The 22,775-nt window shown below is 63.1% G+C and carries 26 protein-coding genes; 24 read left to right on the top strand and 2 right to left on the bottom strand.

Annotated elements, in window-relative coordinates; translation table 11 throughout:
* Window positions 1-77 precede the first annotated feature (77 nt).
* From CHB64_RS15155 to CHB64_RS14185, 14 genes are all read left to right on the top strand, one after another.
* Window positions 78-341 carry a hypothetical protein gene (locus tag CHB64_RS15155; protein ID WP_143266033.1) on the top strand — a complete coding sequence of 88 codons (264 nt, stop codon included), beginning with the start codon at window positions 78-80 and terminating at the stop codon, window positions 339-341.
* Between the two features lie 179 nt (window positions 342-520).
* Window positions 521-958 carry a MerR family transcriptional regulator gene (locus tag CHB64_RS14240; protein WP_089413301.1) on the top strand — a complete coding sequence of 146 codons (438 nt, stop codon included), beginning with the start codon at window positions 521-523 and terminating at the stop codon, window positions 956-958.
* Window positions 955-1,296, top strand: coding sequence for a YnfA family protein (locus tag CHB64_RS14235; RefSeq protein WP_089413300.1), 342 nt, complete (start codon window positions 955-957; stop codon window positions 1,294-1,296). Before CHB64_RS14240 ends, CHB64_RS14235 begins: the two co-directional genes overlap by 4 nt.
* 503 nt (window positions 1,297-1,799) lie before the next feature.
* Entirely contained in the window at window positions 1,800-2,777 is a 978-nt protein-coding gene (locus tag CHB64_RS14230) for an ArdC family protein (RefSeq protein ID WP_089413299.1), read from the top strand.
* Window positions 2,774-3,007, top strand: a complete 234-nt coding sequence (locus tag CHB64_RS14225) for a hypothetical protein (RefSeq protein ID WP_089413298.1) — start codon at window positions 2,774-2,776, stop codon at window positions 3,005-3,007. The genes CHB64_RS14230 and CHB64_RS14225 overlap by 4 nt, the downstream gene beginning before the upstream one ends.
* On the top strand, window positions 3,004-3,876 hold the full coding sequence (locus tag CHB64_RS14220; protein WP_143266032.1) for an adenine nucleotide alpha hydrolase family protein: 873 nt from the start codon (window positions 3,004-3,006) through the stop codon (window positions 3,874-3,876). Before CHB64_RS14225 ends, CHB64_RS14220 begins: the two co-directional genes overlap by 4 nt.
* Before the next feature lie 67 nt (window positions 3,877-3,943).
* Window positions 3,944-5,653 carry a ParB/RepB/Spo0J family partition protein gene (locus CHB64_RS14215; RefSeq protein WP_089413297.1) on the top strand — a complete coding sequence of 570 codons (1,710 nt, stop codon included), beginning with the start codon at window positions 3,944-3,946 and terminating at the stop codon, window positions 5,651-5,653.
* A 714-nt stretch (window positions 5,654-6,367) separates the two neighbouring features.
* Complete coding sequence (locus tag CHB64_RS14210) at window positions 6,368-6,697, top strand: DUF736 domain-containing protein (protein WP_089413296.1); 330 nt, start codon at window positions 6,368-6,370, stop codon at window positions 6,695-6,697.
* A 265-nt stretch (window positions 6,698-6,962) separates the two neighbouring features.
* Complete coding sequence (locus CHB64_RS15825; RefSeq protein ID WP_375790387.1) at window positions 6,963-7,268, top strand: transcriptional regulator domain-containing protein; 306 nt, start codon at window positions 6,963-6,965, stop codon at window positions 7,266-7,268.
* Window positions 7,269-7,377: 109 nt separating this feature from the next.
* Window positions 7,378-7,797, top strand: coding sequence for a DUF2285 domain-containing protein (locus CHB64_RS14205; protein ID WP_234993370.1), 420 nt, complete (start codon window positions 7,378-7,380; stop codon window positions 7,795-7,797).
* A gap of 112 nt (window positions 7,798-7,909) precedes the next feature.
* Complete coding sequence (locus tag CHB64_RS14200; RefSeq protein ID WP_089413294.1) at window positions 7,910-8,128, top strand: helix-turn-helix transcriptional regulator; 219 nt, start codon at window positions 7,910-7,912, stop codon at window positions 8,126-8,128.
* Entirely contained in the window at window positions 8,121-8,588 is a 468-nt protein-coding gene (locus CHB64_RS14195; RefSeq protein WP_089413293.1) for a DUF2840 domain-containing protein, read from the top strand. The genes CHB64_RS14200 and CHB64_RS14195 overlap by 8 nt, the downstream gene beginning before the upstream one ends.
* Window positions 8,585-9,100, top strand: a complete 516-nt coding sequence (locus CHB64_RS14190; protein ID WP_089413292.1) for a S26 family signal peptidase — start codon at window positions 8,585-8,587, stop codon at window positions 9,098-9,100. The genes CHB64_RS14195 and CHB64_RS14190 overlap by 4 nt, the downstream gene beginning before the upstream one ends.
* Before the next feature lie 239 nt (window positions 9,101-9,339).
* Window positions 9,340-11,334, top strand: coding sequence for a relaxase/mobilization nuclease and DUF3363 domain-containing protein (locus CHB64_RS14185; protein WP_089413291.1), 1,995 nt, complete (start codon window positions 9,340-9,342; stop codon window positions 11,332-11,334).
* 51 nt (window positions 11,335-11,385) lie between these two features.
* Here the strand turns inward: CHB64_RS14185 and CHB64_RS14180 are convergent, their stop codons facing one another.
* Window positions 11,386-11,799 (bottom strand): MerR family transcriptional regulator, encoded by a 414-nt coding sequence (locus CHB64_RS14180; RefSeq protein WP_089413290.1) that lies wholly within the window; start codon window positions 11,797-11,799, stop codon window positions 11,386-11,388.
* 89 nt (window positions 11,800-11,888) lie between these two features.
* Between CHB64_RS14180 and CHB64_RS14175 the strand changes: the two genes are divergently transcribed.
* The 3 genes from CHB64_RS14175 to merA are packed head-to-tail and all read left to right on the top strand — an operon-like array spanning window position 11,889 to window position 14,095.
* Window positions 11,889-12,287 carry a mercuric transporter MerT family protein gene (locus tag CHB64_RS14175; RefSeq protein ID WP_089413289.1) on the top strand — a complete coding sequence of 133 codons (399 nt, stop codon included), beginning with the start codon at window positions 11,889-11,891 and terminating at the stop codon, window positions 12,285-12,287.
* Window positions 12,288-12,315: 28 nt separating this feature from the next.
* Window positions 12,316-12,645: a heavy-metal-associated domain-containing protein gene (locus CHB64_RS14170; RefSeq protein ID WP_089413288.1), complete on the top strand. Its 330-nt coding sequence runs from the start codon at window positions 12,316-12,318 to the stop codon at window positions 12,643-12,645.
* Window positions 12,646-12,664: 19 nt separating this feature from the next.
* On the top strand, window positions 12,665-14,095 hold the full coding sequence (merA, locus tag CHB64_RS14165) for a mercury(II) reductase (protein ID WP_089413287.1): 1,431 nt from the start codon (window positions 12,665-12,667) through the stop codon (window positions 14,093-14,095).
* A gap of 53 nt (window positions 14,096-14,148) precedes the next feature.
* Here the strand turns inward: merA and CHB64_RS14160 are convergent, their stop codons facing one another.
* Window positions 14,149-15,162, bottom strand: coding sequence for a hypothetical protein (locus tag CHB64_RS14160; protein WP_089413286.1), 1,014 nt, complete (start codon window positions 15,160-15,162; stop codon window positions 14,149-14,151).
* A gap of 288 nt (window positions 15,163-15,450) precedes the next feature.
* Here CHB64_RS14160 and CHB64_RS14155 point away from each other — a divergent pair, with 288 nt between their 5' ends.
* From CHB64_RS14155 to trbJ, 7 genes are read left to right on the top strand one after another with little or no spacing between them, the layout of a single operon-like run.
* On the top strand, window positions 15,451-17,478 hold the full coding sequence (locus tag CHB64_RS14155; protein WP_089413285.1) for a conjugal transfer protein TraG: 2,028 nt from the start codon (window positions 15,451-15,453) through the stop codon (window positions 17,476-17,478).
* A 13-nt stretch (window positions 17,479-17,491) separates the two neighbouring features.
* Window positions 17,492-18,001 carry a hypothetical protein gene (locus tag CHB64_RS14150; RefSeq protein WP_089413284.1) on the top strand — a complete coding sequence of 170 codons (510 nt, stop codon included), beginning with the start codon at window positions 17,492-17,494 and terminating at the stop codon, window positions 17,999-18,001.
* Window positions 17,994-18,974 (top strand): P-type conjugative transfer ATPase TrbB, encoded by a 981-nt coding sequence (gene trbB / locus CHB64_RS14145; protein ID WP_089413283.1) that lies wholly within the window; start codon window positions 17,994-17,996, stop codon window positions 18,972-18,974. The genes CHB64_RS14150 and trbB overlap by 8 nt, the downstream gene beginning before the upstream one ends.
* A gap of 16 nt (window positions 18,975-18,990) precedes the next feature.
* Window positions 18,991-19,341: a TrbC/VirB2 family protein gene (locus CHB64_RS14140; RefSeq protein WP_089413282.1), complete on the top strand. Its 351-nt coding sequence runs from the start codon at window positions 18,991-18,993 to the stop codon at window positions 19,339-19,341.
* Window positions 19,338-19,595, top strand: a complete 258-nt coding sequence (locus tag CHB64_RS14135) for a VirB3 family type IV secretion system protein (RefSeq protein ID WP_089413281.1) — start codon at window positions 19,338-19,340, stop codon at window positions 19,593-19,595. The genes CHB64_RS14140 and CHB64_RS14135 overlap by 4 nt, the downstream gene beginning before the upstream one ends.
* Window positions 19,589-22,054, top strand: a complete 2,466-nt coding sequence (gene trbE, locus CHB64_RS14130) for a conjugal transfer protein TrbE (protein ID WP_089413280.1) — start codon at window positions 19,589-19,591, stop codon at window positions 22,052-22,054. Before CHB64_RS14135 ends, trbE begins: the two co-directional genes overlap by 7 nt.
* The gene (gene trbJ, locus CHB64_RS14125; protein WP_089413279.1) at window positions 22,044-22,769 is read left to right on the top strand and encodes a P-type conjugative transfer protein TrbJ; all 726 of its coding nucleotides are present in this window, start codon (window positions 22,044-22,046) and stop codon (window positions 22,767-22,769) included. The genes trbE and trbJ overlap by 11 nt, the downstream gene beginning before the upstream one ends.
* The last annotated feature ends 6 nt before the right edge of the window (window positions 22,770-22,775 follow it).

Below are 22,775 nucleotides of genomic sequence, written 5' to 3'. Positions count from 1 at the left end.
CGCCACCACGATGCCGTACTCGCGCACAGACTCAGGGCGTAGAGAGTTCAGGCGTTGGGAGGGGGGACCGGCGGACCTTGGCCAGCGGAATTCTTCCCGGCATTGTCGCGCGGATATACTCGGCTGGCCGAAACTGCGTAGGCAAAGACGCTGGTGTTACCGATGGCCGCCATGTGGTGCAGGGCATGACACCCGCAATGGATTTCGCAGCCGTCAAAGGCTTGCTTGTCCTGATCGTGATCCGACTGAGTATGGAATTCGAGCCCGTCAACCGGCGCAGCGTCAAGGATCGCGATGTCGGCGAATTGAATCGCGACAAATACAACCATCCCAAGCAGTAGCAAGACCTTCTTCATCCTGCGCGATACTAACCGTATGTGGTTAACAATCCTCAAAATCCATCCCTGAGCGACCATCGGTCCCGAATGGGAAACCGTCATTGCGCCTCGCATGCATGACATATAACATCTACAGTAGCTGTAGAAGCAAGTCAAAATTTCGATAGGGACCGAAGAAGACTATGTACACGATCGGCCATGTGGCGCGCGCGACGGACTGTAAGGTTCAGACGATCCGCTATTACGAACAGATCGGCATTTTGCCACAGGCCCCACGCTCCGAGGGCAACCGGCGACTCTACGCGCAAGCCGACATCGACCGTCTGGCGTTCATCCGGCACGCCCGCGAGCTCGGTTTTCCCCTGGATTCAATCCGCGATCTTTTGAGCCTATCCGACAATCCGGACCAACCCTGCGACGCGGCGGACGCGATCGCCTGTCGGCAACTCGACCAAGTAAACCGCCGGATTGAGCGTTTGAACGCGCTGAAACGCGAATTGGAGCGGATGATCAAACAATGCCGCGGTGGCAAAATCTCCGACTGCCGCGTCATCGAGGTGCTTAGCGACCATGGACAATGCTTGAAGGATGATCACCAGATGGCAGAGGCCAGCCCATGATCGCGAAAGCCTTCGCTCCCTTGGCCGTCTATATTGCCGCTGCTGTGGCCGAGATTGCGGGCTGCTTTGCCTTCTGGGCTTGGCTTCGCTTGCATAAATCTGCGGTCTGGCTGCTGCCGGGCATGGTCAGCCTTGCAGCATTCGCCTTTCTTTTGACCCGGATCGACAGCGATTTCGCGGGTCGGGCGTATGCAGCCTACGGGGGAATTTACATCGCATCCTCGCTGGCGTGGCTTTGGCTGGCGGAAGCTCAGCGCCCCGACCGATGGGATCTGACCGGCGCAGCGATTTGTCTTTTCGGCGCCGTAGTCATTCTTTTTGGTCCGCGCTCGGTTTGATGAGGAAGGTGGAATGAGCGAGCCCTTGCGCGAGCGAACTTACGCCCGGCTGTTCGCCGCCCTGAGCAGCGGCCCTTTTGGGTACCGGACGCGGCCGTAGCGTCGGCGCTGGCGCGCGTCCGGCCGGAGGCCGGACCGGGCTCTATTCCGCTAAGGCCGCTGGCGCGGCCTTAGCTCCACGGAGCCCGCGCTTCGCGCGGTCTCCGCCCATTCGGGTAACGATCCCTCGCGCGAGGCCGGACCTTTGGTCCGGCATACGGACGCCGCCCTTTCGGGCGGCGACTTTTTTATAGCCTTTTCCCGGTGCGGGGGGCGGCCGGACACTCCCTTGTAGCCCCGCCGGGACGGCCCGCAACCGCCTTGGCTTTATGTCCGTCCACGTCGGTTTTCTCGTCCTACCAAGACAGTTGCGTCCCGCCTGACCCGGCGGGGCTCCCGGTCGCTTACCGCCCGCCCCCCTTCCGGGAAAAGGCGCGCGCAGAGGACCAGAGGGAGCCGCAATCATGGAGCCAAGAACCGCAAACGCCAGCGCAAGCGGAAAGCATGGGCGCAGAAAGAGCCGCGCCACAGGCGCGGAGAAGCCGAATCTCTATGACGAGGTGACGGCCCGCATCATCGCCGAGCTTGAGGCGGGCCGCGCACCTTGGGTGCAGCCTTGGGGCGCGCCGGGCGCGAAGGCTGGGCTTGGCTTACCCAAGAACGCGCTTACCGGGCGAACCTATTCCGGCGTCAATATCCTGATCCTGTGGCATCACGTCGTGCGCGCGGGCTTCGCGACGCAAACATGGCTGACCTATCGCCAAGCCCAAGAGATGGGCGGCCATGTCATGAAGGGCGAGCGCGGCATCACCGCGTGCCACGCCGATACCTTCATTCCCAAGGCCGAGCGCGAGCGGGCCGAGCAGGACGGCGACGAGCCGGGCCGCGTGCCGTTCCTCAAACGCTTCACCCTGTTCAACGTGGAGCAGTGCGAAGGCCTGCCCGATGAAGCCTACGCGGGCGCGGCCCCACTGCCCGAAGCCGAAATCATTCCGCAGGCCGAGCGTCTCATCGAAGCGACGGGCGCGGATTTCCGCATCGGCGGAACGAAGGCTTTCTATGTGCCGAGCCAAGACTTCATCCACGTACCGCCGCAGCCCGCATTCTTCGAGCAGGTGAACTACTATCGCACCTGTTTTCACGAGCTTGGCCACTGGACCGGCCACGAGACGAGACTCGCCCGCGACCTGTCCCATTCCTTCGGCTCGAAACCCTACGCCCGCGAGGAACTGGTCGCGGAGATGGCGAGCGCCTTTGTCTGCGCTTCGCTCAGCATCGCACCCACCGTTCGGCACACGGACTATATCGGCTCATGGCTTGAAGTCCTGAGAGAAGACAATCGCGCGATCTTCCGCGCGGCGAGCCAAGCCTCCAAAGCCGCCGATTTCATCCTCGCTTTTCGCGACGCCGAGAAGGCCGAGGCAGTGGAGGCGGCGGCATGATCGACGCCCCCGAATTCCCCACCGAGACGACGCCCGAAGGCGAGCAGATTGTCGCGCCGGGCGTCAAGCCGATCACGCTTCGTGACCGGCTGGAATGGCGCGCTCGCCAGCCGATGACCCCGAAGCGCAACCCGAACGCCGAGCAGAAGCCCTGCGACCTCGGCCTGTTCGACTTGGAAGGTCGCCGCCAGATCGACTGGATCGACGAAGCGCGGAAGTGCAAGCCATGACCCGCTATCCCTACCGCATTGCCGGCCCCGCCGTGATCTCGTTCTCGGGCGGGCGCACGTCCGGCTATATGCTGAAGCACATTCTCGACGCCCATGGCAGCGCTCTGCCGGACGACGTGCACGTCGTTTTCGCCAACACCGGCAAGGAGCGTCCCGAGACGCTCGACTTCGTAGCCGAATGCGGCGCGCGCTGGGGCGTTCACATCACGTGGGTCGAGTATGATTGGGACGAGCCGCACCGCACGCGGATTGTCTCTCATAACAGCGCGTCCCGAAACGGCGAGCCGTTCGAGGCGCTGATTGACCGGAAGGGCTTCGTGCCGAACCCGCGCATGCGGTTCTGCACGTCCTTCCTGAAACGCGACCGCATCGACGCCTACGCCCGGCATTGGCTCGGCTGGGCAAGCTGGTCGAGCGTGCTTGGCTTGCGCGCGGACGAGCCGAAGCGCGTCTATCGCCAGCGCGCCTGCGGCGCGCGCAAGCGCACTGGCGCGACGGTTCAGTTGCCCTTGGCGGACGCGCGCGTGACGGAAGCGGACGTGCTCGATTGGTGGGCGGACCAGCCCTTCGACCTCGCGCTTCGCTCCCATGAAGGCAATTGCGACCTGTGCTTCCTGAAAGCCCGCTGGAAGATCGAGGCGATCATGCGCGACCGGCCCGACCTCGCGAATTGGTGGATCGCGCAGGAGGCCAAGCCCGGCAAATCGAGCGCTAAAGGCCATTGCCCGGACATGCGCGTCTTCCGCATCGACCGCGAACCCTATGCGCGTCTGTTCGATCAGGTGCAGCGGCAAGGCGTGCTCGATTTCGCCGACCCCGCTGCGCCTGAGATCGATTGGGAGCGCGAGGATTGTGTCTGCACGGACTGAGTTTTGCGCCCCATCGGGCGCTTCACCCGCTCCGGCAGGCCGGAGCATAACCCAAGGAGAAGACCAAATGGACCTTCAACATATCCCCCTCGACCAACTGAAAGTCTCCGCGCTCAACATGCGCCATGCGCGCAAAGCGCCGGACGTGTCGGACATCCTGCCCTCTATCCGGGCGCGCGGCGTGCAGCAGCCCTTGCTCGTTCGTAAGAACGGCAAGGGCTACGAGATCGTCGCCGGGCGGCGGCGTTTCTTTTCGCTCAAGGCCATCGCGAAGGAAGGCGGCGAGATCGATCCCGTTCCTTGCGCCGTCATGGCCGAAGGCGACGACGCGGCGGCGCTCGAAGCCTCACTCATCGAGAACACGGCCCGGCTCGACCCCGATGAAGTGGCGCGTTGGGAGACCTTCGCCCGGCTCGTAAACGAGGGCCGGACGGTCGAGGACATCGCCGTCACCTTTGGCGTCACCGAGATCATGGTGAGGCGCGCGCTGGCCCTCGGCGAGCTTCTGCCCGACATCCGCGAAGCCTATCGTAACGAGGACATTGACGCCCAGACCGTCCGCCAACTGACCTTGGCGAGCGAGGGCCGCCAAGCCGAATGGCTGAAGCTGTTTCAGGACCCGGAGCAACATGCGCCGCGCGGCTGGCAGTTGAAGCAATGGCTGTTCGGCGGCGAGGTTTCGACCGGGGCGGCGCTCTTTCCCCTCGATGCCTATAAGGGCCGGATCGTGACGGACTTGTTCGACGAAACCGGCTATTTCGACGATTTGGACCAATTCTGGAAATTGCAGAACGAGGCCGTCGCCGCCAAGCGCGACGCGCTTCTCGCCAAGGGATGGCCCGAGGTTGTCGTGCTCGATGTGGGCGAACGGTTCCTCAAATGGGATCATGTGGCGACGCCCAAGGGCGAAGGCGGGCGGGTCTATATCGAGGTTCGCGAGAACGGCGAAGTCACCGTCCATGAAGGCTTCGTCACCGCGAAAGAACATCAGCGCCGCCAGCGAAAAGCAACGAGCGGAGACGAGAAGAACACCGCCGCCGCCGACCGCCCCGAGCTCACCAATCCGGCGCAGAACTATATCGAGCTTCACCGCCACGCCGCCGCGCGCCATGCGCTTCTCGGGTCTCCGGGCATCGCCCTCCGGCTCTTGGTCGCTCATGCCATCGGCGGCTCGGCGCTGTGGCAGACCAAGCCCGACCCGCAGGCGACGCGCAAGGAGGAAACCGCCGAGAGCGTCGCGAAATCGAAGGCCGAGACGGCGCTGGCCGAAGAACGCAAGGCCGTTCTCAAGGTTCTCGGATTGCCCGCCCACGGCCATTCCGTCGTGCGCTCGAACGGCGACGACTATCGGGTGGTCGAGCTATTCGCCGCGCTCTTGAAACTCTCCGACGACGAGGTGATGCGGGTGCTCGCCATCGTCATGGCCGAAACCTTGGAGTCCGGAACCGCCGTCGTCGAGGCGCTCGGAACCCATCTCAAGGTGGACATGCGCGACTATTGGCAGGCGGACGACGCCTTCTTCGACCTTCTCCGCAATAAGGCCGCCGTCAACGCCATGCTTCGCCATATCGGCGGCAAGGCGGTCGCCGACGCCAATGTCAGCGCCACGACCAAGGTTCAAAAGAAGATCGTCCGCGACTTCATCACCGGGGACGGGCGGACGAAAGCCGAAGGATGGTTACCGCGCTATATGGAGTTCCCCTTCAAAGCCTATACGAAAGCAGGCGGCGGGCGGCTCACGGAAAACACGGGCCGCATCAAATCGCTCGCTTCCTGAAACCGGCGGCGGACGGCGGGAGCGGCCCTCTCACCCCAACGGGAGGGCCGCGAGCGCCATCCACTGTTCCCGCACGCCAGCGAAATGCCCCCGCGCCGAATGGCGCGGGGGCGTTGTCGCTTATAGAGGTGCGCGGATCAGCGGATCACCAAGCCGGATGATCTGAATCCGCCAGCGCCTCAGATTCGGCTATAACGTTCGTGCAGCCAACTTCGGGAGCGGAGAAGGTCATCGAGCCTGAAGCAACGCGCTGGCGCTCGCCGACGGTTCCGACCTCTCAATCTCCACGTGGTCCTCGCTGAAGACCGCACGTCTCGTCAGTACGCCTCCTTCTTCTCCCATGGCGGTCGGACAGAAACGAGACTGCGCTCATACTGCAGCACCGTCGAACGCGCACTTGGTGGTGCCATCTGCTAGTCATCTTTCGTCACGATGACCCGCGTTGCCTGGACCATCACGTCTCCTGTCGATGGCTGGCGTGACACCCATTCGCCTGCTTCTGCTTGATGGACCTATGGCGAACGGCGGCCGCATGAAACCGGCGTTCCGCACTTTTTTCCCCGGCCTTCGGCCTTCCTCGCGAGACAAAAAAGTGCGCCCCGCCGGTCCTCCGCTGCGCTTCGGCCTACGGTTCATGCGGCCCCCGCCCGCCATGGCCGGTCCCGCGTCAGCAGGGCGATGGGCGCCCCGCGAAAGCCAACAGGAGACAGAAAGATGGCACAGGCACTTGGATATGTGACGAAGAACGAGACCGGCGGATACGAAGGCACGCTCGCGACGATGAGCCTCAAGAAGCGCATCCACATCCTGCCAAACGCGCGGAAGGAAACGGACGCCCAGCCGGACTTCCGGGTCTACACCGAGGACCGCGTGGAGATTGGCGGCGGATGGAACCGGGTCGGCAAGGCCAGCGGCAACCCTTACGTGTCGCTGACTTTCTCCGCTCCCGAATTCGGCCCGAACAAAATCTACGCCAATCTCGGCCGGGCCGCCGGGCAGGAAGACGACCGCATTATGGCGATCCTCTGGAACCCGCGCAGCTAACGCACGGCTTCAGCCCCCGCGCTTCGGTGCGGGGGCTATTTGCTTTCACCGGAATATGTACATTGCATGTATTTTCTTGCAAAATGTTCAGAATTCTTAACCGTTCGTTGATTTTCGCGCGCCATAGTTGAGCGATGACACGAGTCTGTATTGCGGGTCGATGGTGCAGCGTCTTGGGCGCTTGGTGACGGACGTAAGCGCAATGAAAGAGGAGCTTGATTGAGTTTGCGACGCTGGGTGCGTCGGCCGCCATCGTGCCGTGGGAATGGAAAGCACGATGGTGGAATATCACAACTCCTCGATGTCCGGCGATCTGCACCTCGGTGACTACGACTATGTACGGCCACTGACCCGGTCGCGAGTTGCCTGGGAATATCTTCGGCGCAATCCGGACTTTGGCCGCGACTGGCGCTGTTCCCCGCCGGGCCGTCCGATTCCCATCCGTCTACGGAACGATGTTACACTAATCAGGGTGCGGCGGCGCTTTCTACGCGCCGAAGCCTGGGGCCTTTATACCTTTCGCCGATCCGCGCGAAAATGCCCTCAAGGCCGAGGTCTTCTGGCGAACTGAGGACTATCGGCGCGTGGTGTCGGCCCATACTCGCAAGAGCGATGATAACGGCTTGGGGGTCACGGTCTCTCTGAATGACGTCCCATGTCGAAAGACTCTTTTGAAGACGGTGGATGGTGAGCAGCATCTGCTCCTGCGCGACAACGACCGGGTGGCACAGGTGCGGTGTGTGGGTGATGACATCCGAATCGATCCTTTCGTTCTTGAAATAGTGATCGACGATTTCCCAAACGTGGACAGTCGCCAGCATCTCATCAGACGACTCGCTGATCTCTATCGGGGGCGGCGGCTCAGTGGGAGGAGCGGCGGATGGACCGTTGAGGCGATGCGCCACCGCGACGCCCTTGTTGCTCTCGATTTACGAATGGAGGGGCGTTCCTACCGCCAGATCGCGATCTTTCTCTATGGCGAAAAGGCGGTGCGGCGCGACTGGACCAACCCCGACCAGACCATGAAGAACCGCGTCATCCGCAGCGTCAAACGCGGCCAGCGGATGATGAACGGCGGCTATCGAAAGCTACTCGCCTGACCCGCGTGAGGGGTATCGTTCGTGCGCTTCGCCGCTAACGATACTGCCGCCCGATTTCACGCTCGCTCATCCTTGACCGGCATAGAGCACTTTCGCTGACGCCGGAGGACGCATGACCGAGCACGACGCACAAACGGTCGCTGAAGGACCGTTCCTGACAACGAGCGAAGCCGCGCGTTTTCTCAAACTCAAACCCAACACGCTGGAGAAAATGCGCGTCTATGGCGGCGGCCCGCAATACCGCAAACACGGCCGCCACGTTCGCTATCACATTGACGAACTGACCGCCTGGTCGGACATGCGGAAGAAGGATTCGACTTCCGATGTCTGAACATTTCACACGCGTCGAGATCGTCTTTTATCCGGAGCATTTGAACCACTGGCTGCGGTTCGGCGCGCCTGATGCACAGCAGGACTTGGACCGCAGGCGGTCGCTTGCGCTTTTCAGACCGGGCCAGGTCTTCGGCTATGTTCGCTGGCGGGCCAACGAGTTCGGCACGCAGGAGTGGCGCTTCACCATCGTTCGCGCAGCGGAGCCGTCACTGCTTCTGAGCCGCATTCCGGGCGTCTGTCCGGGCGGTGAAGTGCTCTTGCTTGTCACCGGAAACACGAAGGTCAAGCGCGCGCTGTTGCAGATCGACGTGCTGGAAGCGGACGGCTTCGATCCGGTCGACGTGTCGCCCGCCTATTATCGCCATGTCCACAATCGCATCACAGCGGGGCAGCCGGTCCGTGCCTATTCGCGAGAACAGCATGCGGCATATTTAGCGGCGAAAAAGGTGTCGGCGTGAAGTGGGGACCGCTCGTTTGTACGACGATCCCGGTGCTTGCTTTGGCCATCGTATCGACCATCAGCCTACCGAAGAAGCTGATCTATAACGCCTCGGCGAGCGCGCCGATCGGCTTCTATTGGCTCGACCGGCGGCCAATCAGCCGCAGCGATTATGTCCTTGTTCGCGTGCCGGAGCGCGTCCGAAAACTTGTCGAAGAGCGCGGCTATCTGCCCGCCGATGTGCCCTTCATCAAGCGCGTTGTCGGGGTCGATGGAGACGTAATTTGTCGTCGGGGAGAGACGGTTTCGATCAACGGAAATCCGGTTTCCAGGGCTGAAAAGGCGGACGGTTTGGGCAGGCCGCTGCCCGATTGGCAGGGCTGCCACATCCTCACCGAGCAGACGGTCTTCCTGTTGCAAGACCATCCGCAGTCCTTCGATGGTCGATATTTCGGGCCGGTGGATCGGCGTCTCGTCATCGGACGGGCGACGATGTTGCGGCTCCCTTGGCGGAAGCACGAGAAAAGCTGATCCAGCGTCATGAAGGAATTGGAGCGTGGGGGGCGTCTGAGGCAGCGGAGGGCAAGATAAAAGGTGATGGGGCAAAGCCCGCATAACCCATTGTCTGCACATCCGGTTTGGTTGCACGCGGCGATTTCGCCCGTGTGCAGATGATTTTGCTAAGGCCCCGAGATGGCTGGCGAATAGGTGGTGCAAGGATGAATAGGTTGTTTGGCGCCCACGTTCGCGCCCCATGTTTATGACCGACCATGGCCGATGATTCCGACGACATTTTCAAGCCGAAGCTCGGACGCATTCGCAGCCTGGGTGGCGCGCGCACCAAGAGCTATCTTCATCGCGTGCTCCGACAGGTCTCGAAGGCAGGCAAGTCCGGTTTCGGAACCGGAGCCGCGTCACGGCGCTATTCCGGCTACCGGATCGGGCGCGGCAATGACGTACTTCGGCGTGGTCGCGCCGGACACCGCTTCGGACCGACCTATAGGCGCGTCGTCATCAAGACGCGGATCGTCAAACTCAGAGGCGGCGGGTTAGATGCGGCGCGTGCCCATCTGCGTTATATCCAGCGCGACGGCGTCTCCAAGGATCACGAGCCGGGCCGGCTTTACGACGCGGCGCATGACGAGGCGGACGGCAAGGCGTTCCTCGACCGCAGCGACGGCGACCGGAATCAGTTCCGTTTTATCGTCTCGCCGGAAGATGCGACCGTGCTTGCGGATCTCAAGCCATTCATCCGCGATCTGATGAGCACAATGGAGAAAGACCTCGGCACGCGGCTCGACTGGGTGGCGGTCGATCACTTCAACACAGAGCATCCGCATACCCATATCGTGCTGCGGGGCAAGGACGAACTCGGCAAGGACCTCGTCATCGCCCGCGACTACATCGCCCACGGCATGCGGCGGCGGGCGAGCGAACTGCTGACGCTGGAACTCGGGCCGCAGACCGAGCAGGAACTTCGTCAAAAACTGGAACACCAGGTCGAGCAGGACCGCTTCACCGATCTCGACCGGGCGCTGGTCCGTGACGCCATGGACGGGATTGTCGATGCGCGCGCCGAGCCGCAGCGCCCCGACTCGCGCTTCCACCATGCCATGAAGGTCGGTCGGCTGCGTGTGCTGTCGCGGCGCGGTCTCGCCGAGGAGACAGAGTCGGGCCGCTGGCGGCTCTCGCCGAGACTGGAAGGGACCCTCCGGCGCGCGGGCGAGCGTGCCGACATTATCAAGACCATGCACCGAGGACTGCGGCAGGCCGGACTCGATGCCGGCGCTTCGGAGTTCTCGATCTACGACCCTGCCGACCCGCGCGCGCCGACCGTGACCGGCCGGATCATCGACCGCGGACTCCATGACGAGTTGAACGACGGGCACTACGTCATGATCGACGCCGCCGACGGGCGGGTTCATTACGTCGCGCTCGATCCGCGACAGGAGATGGAGGACCTGCCGCTCGGCGCCGTTGTCGAAGTTGCGCCGGCGGCGAGCGGTGTGAAACCATCCGACCGAACCATCGCCGAGATCGCCAGGCGAAACGATGGTCTCTACACGGTGGACGCCCACCACGCCTTCGATCCGCGCGCGTCGGACGAGTTCGTTCGGGCGCACGTCCGCAGGCTCGAAGCGCTGCGCCGCGCCAATGTTGTTCGGCGCTTTCAGGACGGGTCATGGGAAATCCCCGAGGACTTTGAAGACCGGGTCGAAGCGCTCGCCAAAAAGCAGGCGCGATATCCGGGGCGCATCACGACTTTGTCGTTCTTCTCGCTGGAAGCTCAAGTTGGCGCTGACGGCGCAACCTGGCTCGACCGGCAACTGCTCACCAAGGAGCCGCTGGCGCTGCGCGGCGAGCGCTTCGGGGCCGAAGCCGCCCAAGCCCTGCGCCGGCGGCAGGAGTATCTGATCGAACGAGGTCTGGCGGAACGCGAAGGCCAACACGTCCGCTACCAGCGAAACCTGCTTCGACTACTGCGTCGGCGAGAACTGGCAGCCGCCGGCGAGAAGCTCGCCAAGGAGACAGGCCTCGACTTTGCCGAGACACAGGATGGAGATCGAATCGACGGCGTCTACAAACGACCGATCCGTCTCGCCAGTGGCAAGTTCGCCGTCATTGAGAAATCGAAGGAGTTCACGCTCGTCCCCTGGCGGCCGGTGCTCGAACGCCAGCGCGGTAAAATGGTCGGCGGCGTGATTCGTGGCGACAGCATTTCCTGGACCATTGGTCGCCAGCGCAGTGGGCCGTCCGTGTCTTAGCCAATAGATTTCTTTTTTTTGGGGGCCGCGATTTGATCACCGAGGTAATGATCATGATGCCAGCGCATCCAGAACCGGGCATTCCGGAACATCGTCGCCGGAGCACTGCGCCGCGGTCTTTGCCAGCACTTTTTCGATGCGTTTGAGATCGGCGATCTTGGCACGCACGTCGGCCAAATGCCGCTCGGTGCGTTCCTTGACTTCGGCGCAGGTTTGCGTGCCACCCTCGACGAGGGCGAGCAAGCCGCGCACCTCATCGAGCGAAAAGCCGAGTTCGCGGGCGCGGAGGATGAAACGCAAACGCGAGACGTGAGCGTCGTCGTAAATACGGTAGCCCGTTCCTGTGCGCCTGGGATCCGGCATCATGCCGATCTTCTCGTAATAGCGGATGGTTTCGAGATTGCAGCCGGTCAGGCGCGCCAATTCCGCCCGCTGCAATCCTTTCCCGGAAATGTGATCGCGCATCGATTCAGAAACCTCTTGAGTCTGTAGTTAGTACAGACCTTATCTTACTGTCGTCTAAGAATCGAGGGTTGAGTCGAGGGTTGAGTCGCGTGAGCAGCAGTGAACTTAAAACACAGGCGCTTGAGGAACCAAAAAAGGCCGCGGGCCGTCAGCAAGGATGGTTCGCGGCGGGCGGTGTGATCGGGGCGATCCTCGCCTCGACCTGCTGCATTGCGCCGCTGGTGTTGCTGACTCTCGGCGTTTCCGGCGCCTGGATTGGCAACCTTACGGTGCTTGAACCTTACAAGCCCTATTTCGCCGCCGTGGCGCTCATCTTCATTGGCGCTGGCTTTTGGCAGGTTTATTTCAAACCCAAACCGGCCTGCGCAGAGGATTCCTACTGCGCGAAGCCGCAATCGTCGCTCATCACAAAATCGGCGCTGTGGCTAGCCACGATCTTGGTCGTCCTCGCTCTGACAATTAATTGGTGGGCGCCGCTGTTCTACTGATCACGTAACCGCAAAGGAGAAACATGAGATGAAACGATTCGTGCTTACCGCGGCAGGCGCGCTTGCCTTGGGCGCCGCCGGCCTTCTGTCGGCGCCGGCGACTTCGCCGTTTGCCGCGCAGGCCGCTCCGGCTCAAGTCGCCGCGATTCAGACAGCAACATTCAGTATCGAGAACATGACGTGCGCCTTGTGTCCCGTGACCGTGAAAAAGGCCATGGAAGGCGTCGCCGGGGTGAAGTCCGTCACTGTCGACTTTGATGCCAAGACAGCGACTGTTGTGTTCGATCCGTCGGTGACGAACGCCGACGCGATCGCGGCGGCCTCGACAAACGCCGGTTACCCGGCGGCGCAGAGCTAAACCGATTGAGATAAGAGACATGTCCGATTGCTGCACGCTTGGCGGAAAGAATAGTGGAAGCTACGACCTCGCCGTCATCGGCGCAGGATCGGCGGGTTTCTCCGCCATAATCACAGCAGCCGAGCAAGGCGCGCGCGTGGCGCTCATCGGCCACGGCACGATTGGCGGCACCTGCGTGAACATTGGCTGCGTGCCATCGAAGACCATAATCCGCGCGACCGAAGCCCTGCATGGGGCGAAAGTGGCCGGCCGATTTCCCGGCCTTGCCGGCGAGGCCCGCATCACGGATTGGCGCGCATTTGTCCAAGGCAAGGACGATCTCGTCGGAGCGCTCAGGCAGAAGAAATACATCGACCTCCTGCCGAGCTATAATGGCGTCGCCTATTTGGAAGGCGCGGCCCGGCTGGAGGACGGTGGCGTCACCGTCAATGGCGACGCCATTCGCGCGGGCAAAATTATCATCGCCACCGGCGCACGGCCCTCTCTTCCGCCCATTCCGGGCATCGACAAGGTCGATTATCTGACGAGCACGTCGGCGCTCGATCTTGAGGAGCTACCGAGGAGCCTCATCATCGTGGGTGGCGGCTTCATCGGCTGCGAGCTCGGTCAGATGCTGGCGCGCGCAGGGGTTGAAGTTACGATCGTCTGCCGCTCCCGCCTCCTGCCGCAGGCAGAGCCGGAAATCAGCGATGCGCTGATGAAAGTTTTCCGCGAAGAAGGCATCGCTCTCAATTGCGGCGTCGCCTACGAGTTCTGCCGTCAGGACGAAGAGGGCGTCACGCTATGCGTGAAGGAGGGCGGCGTATTGACCGAACTCAAGGCCGAGCGCGTGTTGGTGACAACGGGGCGCGCGCCCAATGTGGAGGGGCTCGGTCTTGAGGCAGCGGGGATCGAGCAGACAGCAGGCGGGGGAATTGCGGTCGACGACCGCATGCGGACGACAAAGCCTGGAATCTATGCTGCGGGCGATGTCACCGGCCGCGACCAGTTCGTCTATATGGCGGCCTACGGCGCCAAGATCGCGGCCCTCAATGCCTTGAACGGCGACAGCCTCGTCTATGACAACAGCGTCATGCCTGCCGTCGTGTTCACCGATCCGCAGGTCGCGGGCGTCGGCCCCACCGAGGCCCAGGCGAAGGCGCAGGGCTTCGATGTGAAAATCTCCATTGTGCCCCTCGATCAGGTGCCCCGCGCCCTGGCGGCACGGGACACGCGCGGCCTCATTAAGCTAGTTGCCGACGCGAAGACCGACCGCCTTCTCGGCGGCCATATCCTGGCGCCCGAAGGGGCCGATAGCATTCAAACCCTGGCGCTTGCATTGAAGCACGGCATGACAGCCAAAGCGCTCGGCGAAACGATTTTCCCCTACCTCACGACCGTCGAGGGCCTGAAGCTTGCCGCGCAGACCTTCGAGAAGGATGTAGCGAAGCTTTCCTGCTGCGCAGGGTGAGATACCTTGCGACGTGCTTTACGGGCGGCAGTAAGATTGGAAAACTGTAAGTATTACACGCCACACCGCACAAACAGCTTCTCCACGCCACCGAGGAACAACGCTTCGGACGAAACTCCCCCGCCGGTCGCTGCGAGCCGCAGCTCCGATCCGTTGGCGCGCTTGAGTTCGAACTGCACGGTCTCGTCGATCGCGCTGTTGCGGAGCCGGCCAAGGAAGTCATCATACTCGACGCGATGGTCGAAACTCATGATGACAGTGCCGTCGCGCAGTTCCCACCGGCCGGTGCGCCAAGGCAGGAGGCCGACGGCCTTGTCCGACCCCCGCCACCATTCGACCGTTCCGGTTCCGCTATTCTCGAACAGGATGAGCCGTTCACTGGTGCACTCCGCCTGACTGCCGGACCAAACGCCGGTGAGCGCGGCCCGGTCGCCGCCCATCAAACGGCCGACCAATCCCGGACGGCCGGCGTTTGCCTCGCTCTTTTTCAACGCCGCATCATAGGTCGTGGGAATTTCAGCAATCTGAGCAGATTGATTGTTGGCTGTCTTATGCGCCGTATTAGGGGTAGCCGCCGCTGTGCCACCGGCGACGGCGTTTCGGCTAACACGAAGCTGGTACTTGCCAGTGGACGAACCGACCATGGCGTCAAGTACGCGGGCGTCGCCCATAACGAAGCCCTGGGCGTTGGCCTCGCTGGCGCCAAGGATTATCCCTGAGACCTTGAGTTGATTGGCCGGATTGACGCCAAAGGAGCGGCAAAGCGCGGCATAGTGGTTCATGCCTGTGAGCGCGGCTTCTTCGATCAGCGCATCGTCGCGCAATTGATCGGCCGTTTCGAAAAGCAGGATCATCTCCGTGACTTCGTGGCATTTGGGCTCGGCCGGGCGGAGGACGCGGAGCGCCACATCGACCGGCTCGTCATAGACAAACCAGCCAGGCCCACCCTCGAAATTCCGAACCTCATAGTCGGCGGCCAAGGCCGGACCGAAGAACCCTGTGGCGAGAATAGAGGCTGCACCGAGGGCAATACGACAAGCTCGGCGTGATTGGCGATGGAACCGCATCGAACATCTCCTTCTCAGCCCCCTAAACCCTAGCGAATGACAACTTTTGCGCATTAACCACGGTGCGCAAGCGAATCCGTCCAACATTATCCAGAATCATAGCGGCTTCCGGTTGCAAAAATAAGGTCTGATGTTCTTGGCTAGTCTTCTCCGCTTTTGGCTATAGTTTCCTCTATTCTCCGTTCTTGGATGACACTGGAAGTGATTGCCTTGATTCACATGTGATTTCGTCACGATCCTTTGCCGGAATTTACCCGAGCCTTCGGCTCCGACAACGGCGCAGGATCGATGACACCAACCAGACTCCTCATAGGCCAAATCTTCCTCGTCTTCGCGATCGTCATTGGCGCGGTGTGGGGCGCGACACAGTGGACGGCGGCCGAGTTCGGCTATCAAGCGCGGCTCGGTCCGGCCTGGTTCCATGTCGTCGGTTATCCCGTTTACGTTCCGTGGCGGCTGTTCGAGTGGTGGTACGCTTACGAGGCCTATGCGCCGGGGGTCTTCAACCGCGCCGGCGCGATGGCGGCGGGCGGCGGTATGCTCGGCGTTGTCGTCGCCATCATCGGATCGCTGTGGCGCGCGCGGCAGGCCCGGCTGGTCACGACCTACGGCTCGGCGCGCTGGGCCGCCAATTGCGAGATTAGCAAATCCGGCCTGTTCGAGCCGCGCGGCGTGTTCCTCGGCAGGCTGAAGGACCGCTATCTGCGCCATGACGGGCCGGAGCATGTCATGTGCTTCGCCCCGACCCGTTCGGGCAAGGGCGTCGGCCTTGTTATCCCGACGCTACTTTCCTGGCCGCACTCCGCCGTCATTCACGACATCAAGGGCGAGAACTGGCAGCTCACCTCTGGCTGGCGCTCGCGATTCTCGCACTGCCTCCTGTTCAATCCGACCGATCCCGCGAGCGCCAAATACAACCCGCTCCTCGAAGTGCGCAAAGGCCGGTTCGAGGTCCGTGACGTTCAAAACATCGCCGACATTCTGGTCGATCCCGAGGGCGCGCTCGAACGGCGGAATCATTGGGAGAAGACCAGCCACGCGCTCCTTGTCGGCGTGATCCTGCACGTTCTCTATGCCGAGAAGGAGAAGACGCTCGCCCGCGTCGCCGCCTTCCTTTCCGACCCGGCGCGCTCCTTCGAGCGGACGCTCCGCGTGATGATGAGCACCAATCATCTGGGAACGGACGAGGCGCCGCAGGTCCATCCTGTCGTCGCGCAGGCCGCGCGCGAGCTTTTAAACAAGTCGGAGAACGAGCGCTCGGGCGTCCTCTCGACCGCCATGTCGTTTCTCGGGCTCTATCGCGATCCGACCGTGGCGGAGACAACGAGCGCCTGCGAATGGCGCATCGCCGATCTGGTAGACGCCGAGCGGCCGGTCTCGCTCTATCTCGTCATTCCGCCTTCGGATATTTCGCGGACGAAGCCGCTGGTGCGACTGGTCCTCAATCAGATCGGCCGGCGGCTGACCGAGCGGCTGGAAGGGCAGGCCGGCAAGCGGCGGCGCCACCAGCTCCTGATGATGCTCGATGAGTTCCCGGCGCTCGGGCGGCTCGACTTCTTCGAAAGCGCGCTTGCCTACAAGGCCGGCTACGGCATTCGCAGCTTCCTGATCGCGCAAAGCCTCAACCAGATTTCCAAGGCCTATGGCGAGAACAATTCGATCCTCGACAATTGCCATGTGCGGGTGGCCTTTGCGTCCAACGATGAGCGCACGGCGAAGCGAATCTCGGACTCGCTCGGCACGGCGACGGAATTGCGCGCGCAGCGCAACTATGCCGGCCACCGGCTCGCGCCTTGGCTCGCCCATGTGATGGTGAGCCGCCAGGAGACGGCGCGGCCGCTGATGACGCCCGGCGAAGTGATGCAGCTTTCGCCTGACGAAGAGATCGTCATGGTCTCCGGTCAGCCGCCGATCCGCGCGAAGAAGCTCCGCTATTTCGAGGACGCCAACTTCACGGGCCGGGTGTGCCCCCCGCCCGCGCTCGTGGCGGACGGTCCCTTTGCGGACTGTCCGCCATCCCGCGCCGACGACTGGAGGGACCAAGTGCGCGGCTCCCACGCCGATCTCGTCAAGCCGTGGTCGGAGCTCGTTTCGAACGGCGATGAAGATGATGGCGGCCTTAAGCGCCATCCCGCCTTGCCGGATGAAGCGCCCGCCAAGGCGGAACCTGAGAAAGCGCCCGACGCCGGGCTTCTCGACGACGAATTCGACCCCAACGACGCCAGGCGGATGGAACAGCTCGCACGCAACGCTGCCGTGGTCCAACGCGCCCACGCCATAGACCAGGCCGACGACGACCTGATTCCGAGCTTTTAGAGGGAGCTCGTCCATGAAACCCCGCCTCAACGTTCATGTCTCAGACGAGCTTTTCGACAAAGTGGAAATCGCCGCCAAGCGGCCTGGCGTCACCAAGGCGGCCGTGGTCGAGGCGGCGCTTCTCGGCTTCTTCTCGAAAGAGTTCGACGATCAGCGCGACGGTGCGCTCATCCGGCGGCTCGACCGGATGACAAGGCAATATGACCGGCTGGAGCGCAATCTCTCGGTCACGACCGAAACGCTGGCGCTCTTTATTCGCTTCTTTCTCACCGTCACGCCGCCATTGCCGAACGCCGACCAGGACGCCGCCCGCGCGCTCGGCAAGGAGCGGTTCGACTATTTCATCGGCCAGCTCGCACGACGCCTCGCCGGTGGCAAGAACATGATCCGCGACGTGCTCGAAGAAGTGAGCGCCAAGGAGAGCGACTTCTTCACCGAGGCCGAAGTCGAAGCGTTGCGCGCCGTGCGAGAAGCAGGCGCCGCCGACACAAAGAAGCCCAACGGGGGTGCGGCTTATGACTGACCGCTTCCATCCGAGCACGCTTGATCGTCAGCGCACCATGCTGCGCACCGCCATGGGACCGGCGATCGCGGCAGCGCTGGCCGATCCCGCCGTCATCGAAGTGATGGTCAATCCGGACGGCCGACTCTGGATCGACCGTCATGGCGACGGCCGGATCGATGCCGGCAAGCGGATCGGCGCTGCCGAGGCCGAGCGGATCATCCGCCTGGTCGCGAGCCATATCGGCCAAGAATGCCACCGCGAGCGTCCTGTCGTCTCGGCCGAGCTGCCCGAAAGCGGCGAGCGCTTCGAAGGCCTGCTGCCGCCTGTCTCGCCGGCGCCGTGCTTCGCCATCCGCAAGCCTGCCCGCGTGCTCTATCGCCTCACCGATTATGTCGAAGCCCGGATCATGACGCCGCTGCAGGCGAAGGCGCTGCGAGAGGCGGTCGAGACGCGCAAGAACATCGTCGTGGTCGGCGGGACGAGCTCGGGCAAGACGACGCTCGTCAACGCGCTCCTTGCTGAGGTCGCCGACAGCGGCGACAGGGTGATCCTCATCGAGGACACGCGCGAGCTCCATTGTGCGGCGGAAGACAGCGTCAGTCTACGGACGAAACCAGGCGTCGCCTCGCTCGCCGATCTCGTGCGCTCGACACTGCGCCTGCGCCCCGACCGGATCATCGTCGGCGAAGTGCGCGGGGCGGAAGCCCTCGACATGCTGAAAGCGTGGAACACCGGCCATCCCGGTGGGATCACGACGCTTCACGCCAACTCCGCCCATGCCGGTCTCTACCGCCTCGAACAACTCATTCAGGAAGCGGTCGTCACCGTGCCGCGCCGGCTGATCGCCGAGGCGATCGACATCGTCGTTTTCCTGACGGGGCGCGGGTCGGGCCGCCGCGTCGAGACCGTCGCTGCGCTCGAAGGCCTCGATGCCAATGGCGACTACCGTCTGTCGCCGCTCACGCCCGTTCACCTCGTTCCAACCGCCTAATCCAGGAGAGCTTCATATGAACTTATTCACGCCCGATATCTCTTCCAGGTTCCCATACCGGCAGGCTCTCTTCACCAGTCTCCTCGTCGGGCTCGCGCTCGTCTGGTCGGACGCCGCCCACGCCGCCGGCTCGGGCATGCCGTGGGAAGCGCCGCTCACCCAGATCCTTCAGTCCATCGAAGGGCCGGTCGCGCGCATCATTGCCGTCATCGTCATCGTCATCACCGGTCTGTCGCTCGCTTTCGGCGAATCGAGTGGCGGCTTCCGCCGGCTGATCCAGATTGTCTTCGGCCTTTCCATCGCCTTCGCGGCGACGAGCTTCTTTCTCTCCTTCTTCTCCTTCGGCGGCGGGGCGCTGATTTCATGAGCGTCGAGGGCTTCGAGATTCCGCTTCACCGTGCGCTCACCGAGCCGATCCTGATGGGCGGCGCGCCGCGCACGGTGGCGATCGTCAACGGCACGCTCGCCGCGGCCTTGGGGCTCGGTCTTCAGCTTTGGCTCGCGGGACTTGCCGTTTGGATCGTCGGCCATGCGGTCGCCGTCTACGCCGCGCGCAAGGACCCAGCCTTCATGCAGGTCCTGGTCCGCCATACCCGCCACAAGGGGCATCTCTCATGCTGAATCTGGCGGAATACCGAAAACGCCCGGCGCTGCTGGCCGACTATCTTCCCTGGGCCTGCCTTGTGGCGCCCGGCGTCATCCTCAACAAGGACGGCGGGTTTCAGCGTTCGGCGCGCTTTCGCGGTCCCGACCTCGAAAGCGCCACGGAAGCCGAACTGGTCGCCGTCTGCGCGCGGATCAACAATGTGTTGCGCCGCTTCGGCTCCGGCTGGGCGCTGTTCTTTGAAGCCGAGCGTCATCCCGCCCGAGATTATCCGCATTCAGAGTTTCCGGACCCCGTGTCTCGGCTTGTGGACGAGGAGCGTCGCGCGGCATTCGAAGAGTCCGGAGCGCTGTTCGAGAGCGGCTATGTTCTCACCTTCACCTATCTACCGCCCGCCGAAAATATCGGCCGCGCTGAGCAGCTCTTGATCGAAAGCGAAGGCGAGCGCCGTGGCCTCGATTATCGCGACCATCTCAATGCATTCGTCCAGAAAACCAACCGGGCGCTCGATCTGCTCGGTGAGCTCATGCCCGAGGTGGCGCAGCTCAATGACGAAGAGACACTGACCTATCTGCACAACTGCATTTCGAACCGGCGCCTTTCCGTGGCCGTTCCCGAGACGCCGGCCTATCTCGATGCGGTTCTCGTCGACACATCGCTCACCGGCGGCCTCGCGCCGATGCTTGGCGAGGCACATCTTCGCGTGCTGACCGTGCTCGGCTTTCCGGGTTCGACAACGCCGGGGCTGCTCGATGCCTTGAACGGGCTCGGCTTCGAGTACCGCTGGATGACCCGGTTCATCCCCCTCGACAAGGCGGCGGCCGAGAAGGCGATCAAGCGCTATCGCCGGCAGTGGTTCGCCAAGCGCAAGTCGATCTCCGCCATCATCAAGGAAGTGATGACCAACGAGCAGTCGGCGCTGGTCGATACGGACGCCGACAATAAGGCGGCCGACGCTGACGCGGCGCTTCAGGAGCTTGGCGCTGATCTCGTCTCATACGGCTACGTCACGACGACTTTCGTCGTGTGGGACGAGGACGCAAATGCGGTCCGCGAGAAGGTCCGCGCCGCGCAGCGCGTGATCGACGGGCGCGGCTTCGCCACCATCGAGGAGAGCGCCAACGCGGTTGAGGCCTGGCTCTCATCCTTGCCCGGCCATGTCTACGCCAATGTGCGGGCCGCGCTGATCAACACACTGAATTTGGCGCATATGATGCCGCTATCGGCAACCTGGGCAGGACCGGCGCGCAACGAACATTTGGGCGGCCCGCCGCTCATAACGGTCCGGACGGGCGGCACGACGCCGTTCCGGCTGGTCACGCATTTCGGCGATGTCGGCCACACGCTTGTCGTCGGTCCGACGGGCGCCGGCAAGTCGGTGCTGCTGGCGCTGATTGCGCTGCAGTTCGGCCGTTACGAGGACGCACAGATCACCATCTTCGACAAGGGCGGGTCGGCGCGCACCGCCGTGCTCGGCATGGGTGGCGCTTGGTTCGACCTCGGCGCGGCCAAGGACGGCGTCAAGCACGCGCTCGCCTTCCAGCCACTGGCCAAAATTGATCTGACCGGCGAGCGTTCCTTCGCGCAGGAATGGGTGCTCGGGCTTCTTGCGCACGAAGGCGTTGCGGTGACACCGGAGGTCAAGGATGCGGTGTGGTCGGCGCTGTCCAATCTTGCCGCGGCGCCCCAACCGGAACGCACGCTGACGGGGCTGGTGACGCTGTTGCAGCGTACCGAGCTTCGACAGGCGCTCCAGCCCTATACGCTCGAAGGACCATATGGTCGGCTTCTGGACGCCGACGATGATCGCCTGATCCTAGGCGCCGTCCAATGCTTCGAGATGGAGGAGCTGATGCACGAGGCGGGCGCGGTGCTGCCCGTGCTCACCTATCTCTTTCACCGCCTCGAAACGCAGTTCGATGGACGGCCATCGCTGCTTATTCTCGACGAGGCCTGGCTTTTCCTCGACAACCCGGCCTTCGCCGCGCGTATCCGCGAATGGCTGAAGACGCTCCGCAAGCAGAACGTCTCGGTCGTGTTCGCGACGCAAGGCCTGTCGGACATCGCCGGCAGTTCCATCGCGCCGGCAATCATCGAGAGCTGCCCGAGCCGCATCTTCCTGCCCAACGACCGGGCGATCGAGCCCCAGGCGAAAGCGGTCTACGAGGCGTTCGGCCTCAATGACCGGCAGATCGACATCGTCGCCCGCGCCGTGCCGAAGCGCGACTACTACTTCCAGTCCCGCCTCGGCAACCGGCTGTTCGAACTCGGCCTCGGCACCGTCGCGCTCGCATTCACCGCCACCTCGACCAAACAGGATCATGCCCTGATGGACGAACTCATCGCCGCCCATGGCGAGGACGAATTCGCGGACTCCTGGCTGCGCGCCAAGGGCCTCGACTGGGCGGCCGATCTTATCGCGGCCGACCGCCAAACCCCGAACCATCCCGAAACGGAGGAAACCCATGAAACGTAAGCTCCTGGCGGCCGTCGCCGCCATCGCCTTGTCCTTGGGACCGGTCCAGAATGCCCACGCCATCTTCGGCATTGGCGATGTCGTCTACGACCCGGCCAACCACGCCGAGAACATCCTGACTGCGGCGCGCACGCTTATCCAGATCAACAATCAGGTCCAACAGCTCGCCAACGAAGCGCAGATGCTGCTCAACCAGGCGCAGAATCTCACCACCCTACCGACCTCTGTAGCGGCCGATCTTCGGACCTCCCTCGCGCGCGTAGACGGTCTCATCACGACCGCCCGCGGGATCGCCTATCAGGTCTCGGTCATCGACAGCGAATATCGCCGGCTCTTCCCCGAACAATATGCGGCGGCCGTCTCGACCTCGCAGATCGTCGCCGATGCGCAGGAGGCGTGGACCCTGGCGCGCGAAGGCTTCAAGCACAGTCTGGAGGTTCAGGCCGAAGTGGTCGGGCAGGTCCGCGCCGACACGGTGACGCTCGACTTGCTTGTAGCCGAAAGCCAAGGCGCCGTCGGCAATCTTCAGGCAGCACAAGCGGGCAATCAGCTCACGGCGCTTGCCGCCAAGCAGACCATGCAGCTTCAGACGCTTCTTGCCGCTTCGGCCCGGGCCGACGCGCTGGAGCGCGCGCGGAGCCTCGCCGCCCACGAACAGGCGCGCGCCCGCTTCGTGCGTTTCATGGGCGACGGCGACGCTTATACGCGGCGCTAACTAAGG

Origin of the sequence: Amphiplicatus metriothermophilus (assembly GCF_900199215.1) — a bacterium.
GTDB lineage: Bacteria > Pseudomonadota > Alphaproteobacteria > Caulobacterales > Parvularculaceae > Amphiplicatus > Amphiplicatus metriothermophilus.
The sequence above is the reverse complement of the archived record's forward strand: the minus strand, read 5'-3'. Positions and strand labels throughout refer to the sequence as shown.

What these genes read in the sequence shown, in the direction of transcription:
- CHB64_RS14155 (WP_089413285.1), top strand. Translation starts at nt 15,451, where the DNA reads ATGACACCAACCAGACTCCTCATAGGCCAAATCTTCCTCGTCTTCGCG.
- CHB64_RS14240 (WP_089413301.1), top strand. Translation starts at nt 521, where the DNA reads ATGTACACGATCGGCCATGTGGCGCGCGCGACGGACTGTAAGGTTCAG.
- CHB64_RS14160 (WP_089413286.1), bottom strand. Translation starts at nt 15,162, where the DNA reads ATGCGGTTCCATCGCCAATCACGCCGAGCTTGTCGTATTGCCCTCGGT.
- CHB64_RS14200 (WP_089413294.1), top strand. Translation starts at nt 7,910, where the DNA reads ATGACCGAGCACGACGCACAAACGGTCGCTGAAGGACCGTTCCTGACA.
- CHB64_RS14215 (WP_089413297.1), top strand. Translation starts at nt 3,944, where the DNA reads ATGGACCTTCAACATATCCCCCTCGACCAACTGAAAGTCTCCGCGCTC.
- CHB64_RS14170 (WP_089413288.1), top strand. Translation starts at nt 12,316, where the DNA reads ATGAAACGATTCGTGCTTACCGCGGCAGGCGCGCTTGCCTTGGGCGCC.
- merA (WP_089413287.1), top strand. Translation starts at nt 12,665, where the DNA reads ATGTCCGATTGCTGCACGCTTGGCGGAAAGAATAGTGGAAGCTACGAC.
- CHB64_RS14150 (WP_089413284.1), top strand. Translation starts at nt 17,492, where the DNA reads ATGAAACCCCGCCTCAACGTTCATGTCTCAGACGAGCTTTTCGACAAA.
- trbJ (WP_089413279.1), top strand. Translation starts at nt 22,044, where the DNA reads ATGAAACGTAAGCTCCTGGCGGCCGTCGCCGCCATCGCCTTGTCCTTG.
- trbB (WP_089413283.1), top strand. Translation starts at nt 17,994, where the DNA reads ATGACTGACCGCTTCCATCCGAGCACGCTTGATCGTCAGCGCACCATG.
- CHB64_RS14195 (WP_089413293.1), top strand. Translation starts at nt 8,121, where the DNA reads ATGTCTGAACATTTCACACGCGTCGAGATCGTCTTTTATCCGGAGCAT.
- CHB64_RS14140 (WP_089413282.1), top strand. Translation starts at nt 18,991, where the DNA reads ATGAACTTATTCACGCCCGATATCTCTTCCAGGTTCCCATACCGGCAG.
- CHB64_RS14235 (WP_089413300.1), top strand. Translation starts at nt 955, where the DNA reads ATGATCGCGAAAGCCTTCGCTCCCTTGGCCGTCTATATTGCCGCTGCT.
- trbE (WP_089413280.1), top strand. Translation starts at nt 19,589, where the DNA reads ATGCTGAATCTGGCGGAATACCGAAAACGCCCGGCGCTGCTGGCCGAC.
- CHB64_RS14225 (WP_089413298.1), top strand. Translation starts at nt 2,774, where the DNA reads ATGATCGACGCCCCCGAATTCCCCACCGAGACGACGCCCGAAGGCGAG.
- CHB64_RS14180 (WP_089413290.1), bottom strand. Translation starts at nt 11,799, where the DNA reads ATGCGCGATCACATTTCCGGGAAAGGATTGCAGCGGGCGGAATTGGCG.
- CHB64_RS14135 (WP_089413281.1), top strand. Translation starts at nt 19,338, where the DNA reads ATGAGCGTCGAGGGCTTCGAGATTCCGCTTCACCGTGCGCTCACCGAG.
- CHB64_RS14220 (WP_143266032.1), top strand. Translation starts at nt 3,004, where the DNA reads ATGACCCGCTATCCCTACCGCATTGCCGGCCCCGCCGTGATCTCGTTC.
- CHB64_RS14185 (WP_089413291.1), top strand. Translation starts at nt 9,340, where the DNA reads ATGGCCGATGATTCCGACGACATTTTCAAGCCGAAGCTCGGACGCATT.
- CHB64_RS14210 (WP_089413296.1), top strand. Translation starts at nt 6,368, where the DNA reads ATGGCACAGGCACTTGGATATGTGACGAAGAACGAGACCGGCGGATAC.
- CHB64_RS15825 (WP_375790387.1), top strand. Translation starts at nt 6,963, where the DNA reads ATGGAAAGCACGATGGTGGAATATCACAACTCCTCGATGTCCGGCGAT.
- CHB64_RS14230 (WP_089413299.1), top strand. Translation starts at nt 1,800, where the DNA reads ATGGAGCCAAGAACCGCAAACGCCAGCGCAAGCGGAAAGCATGGGCGC.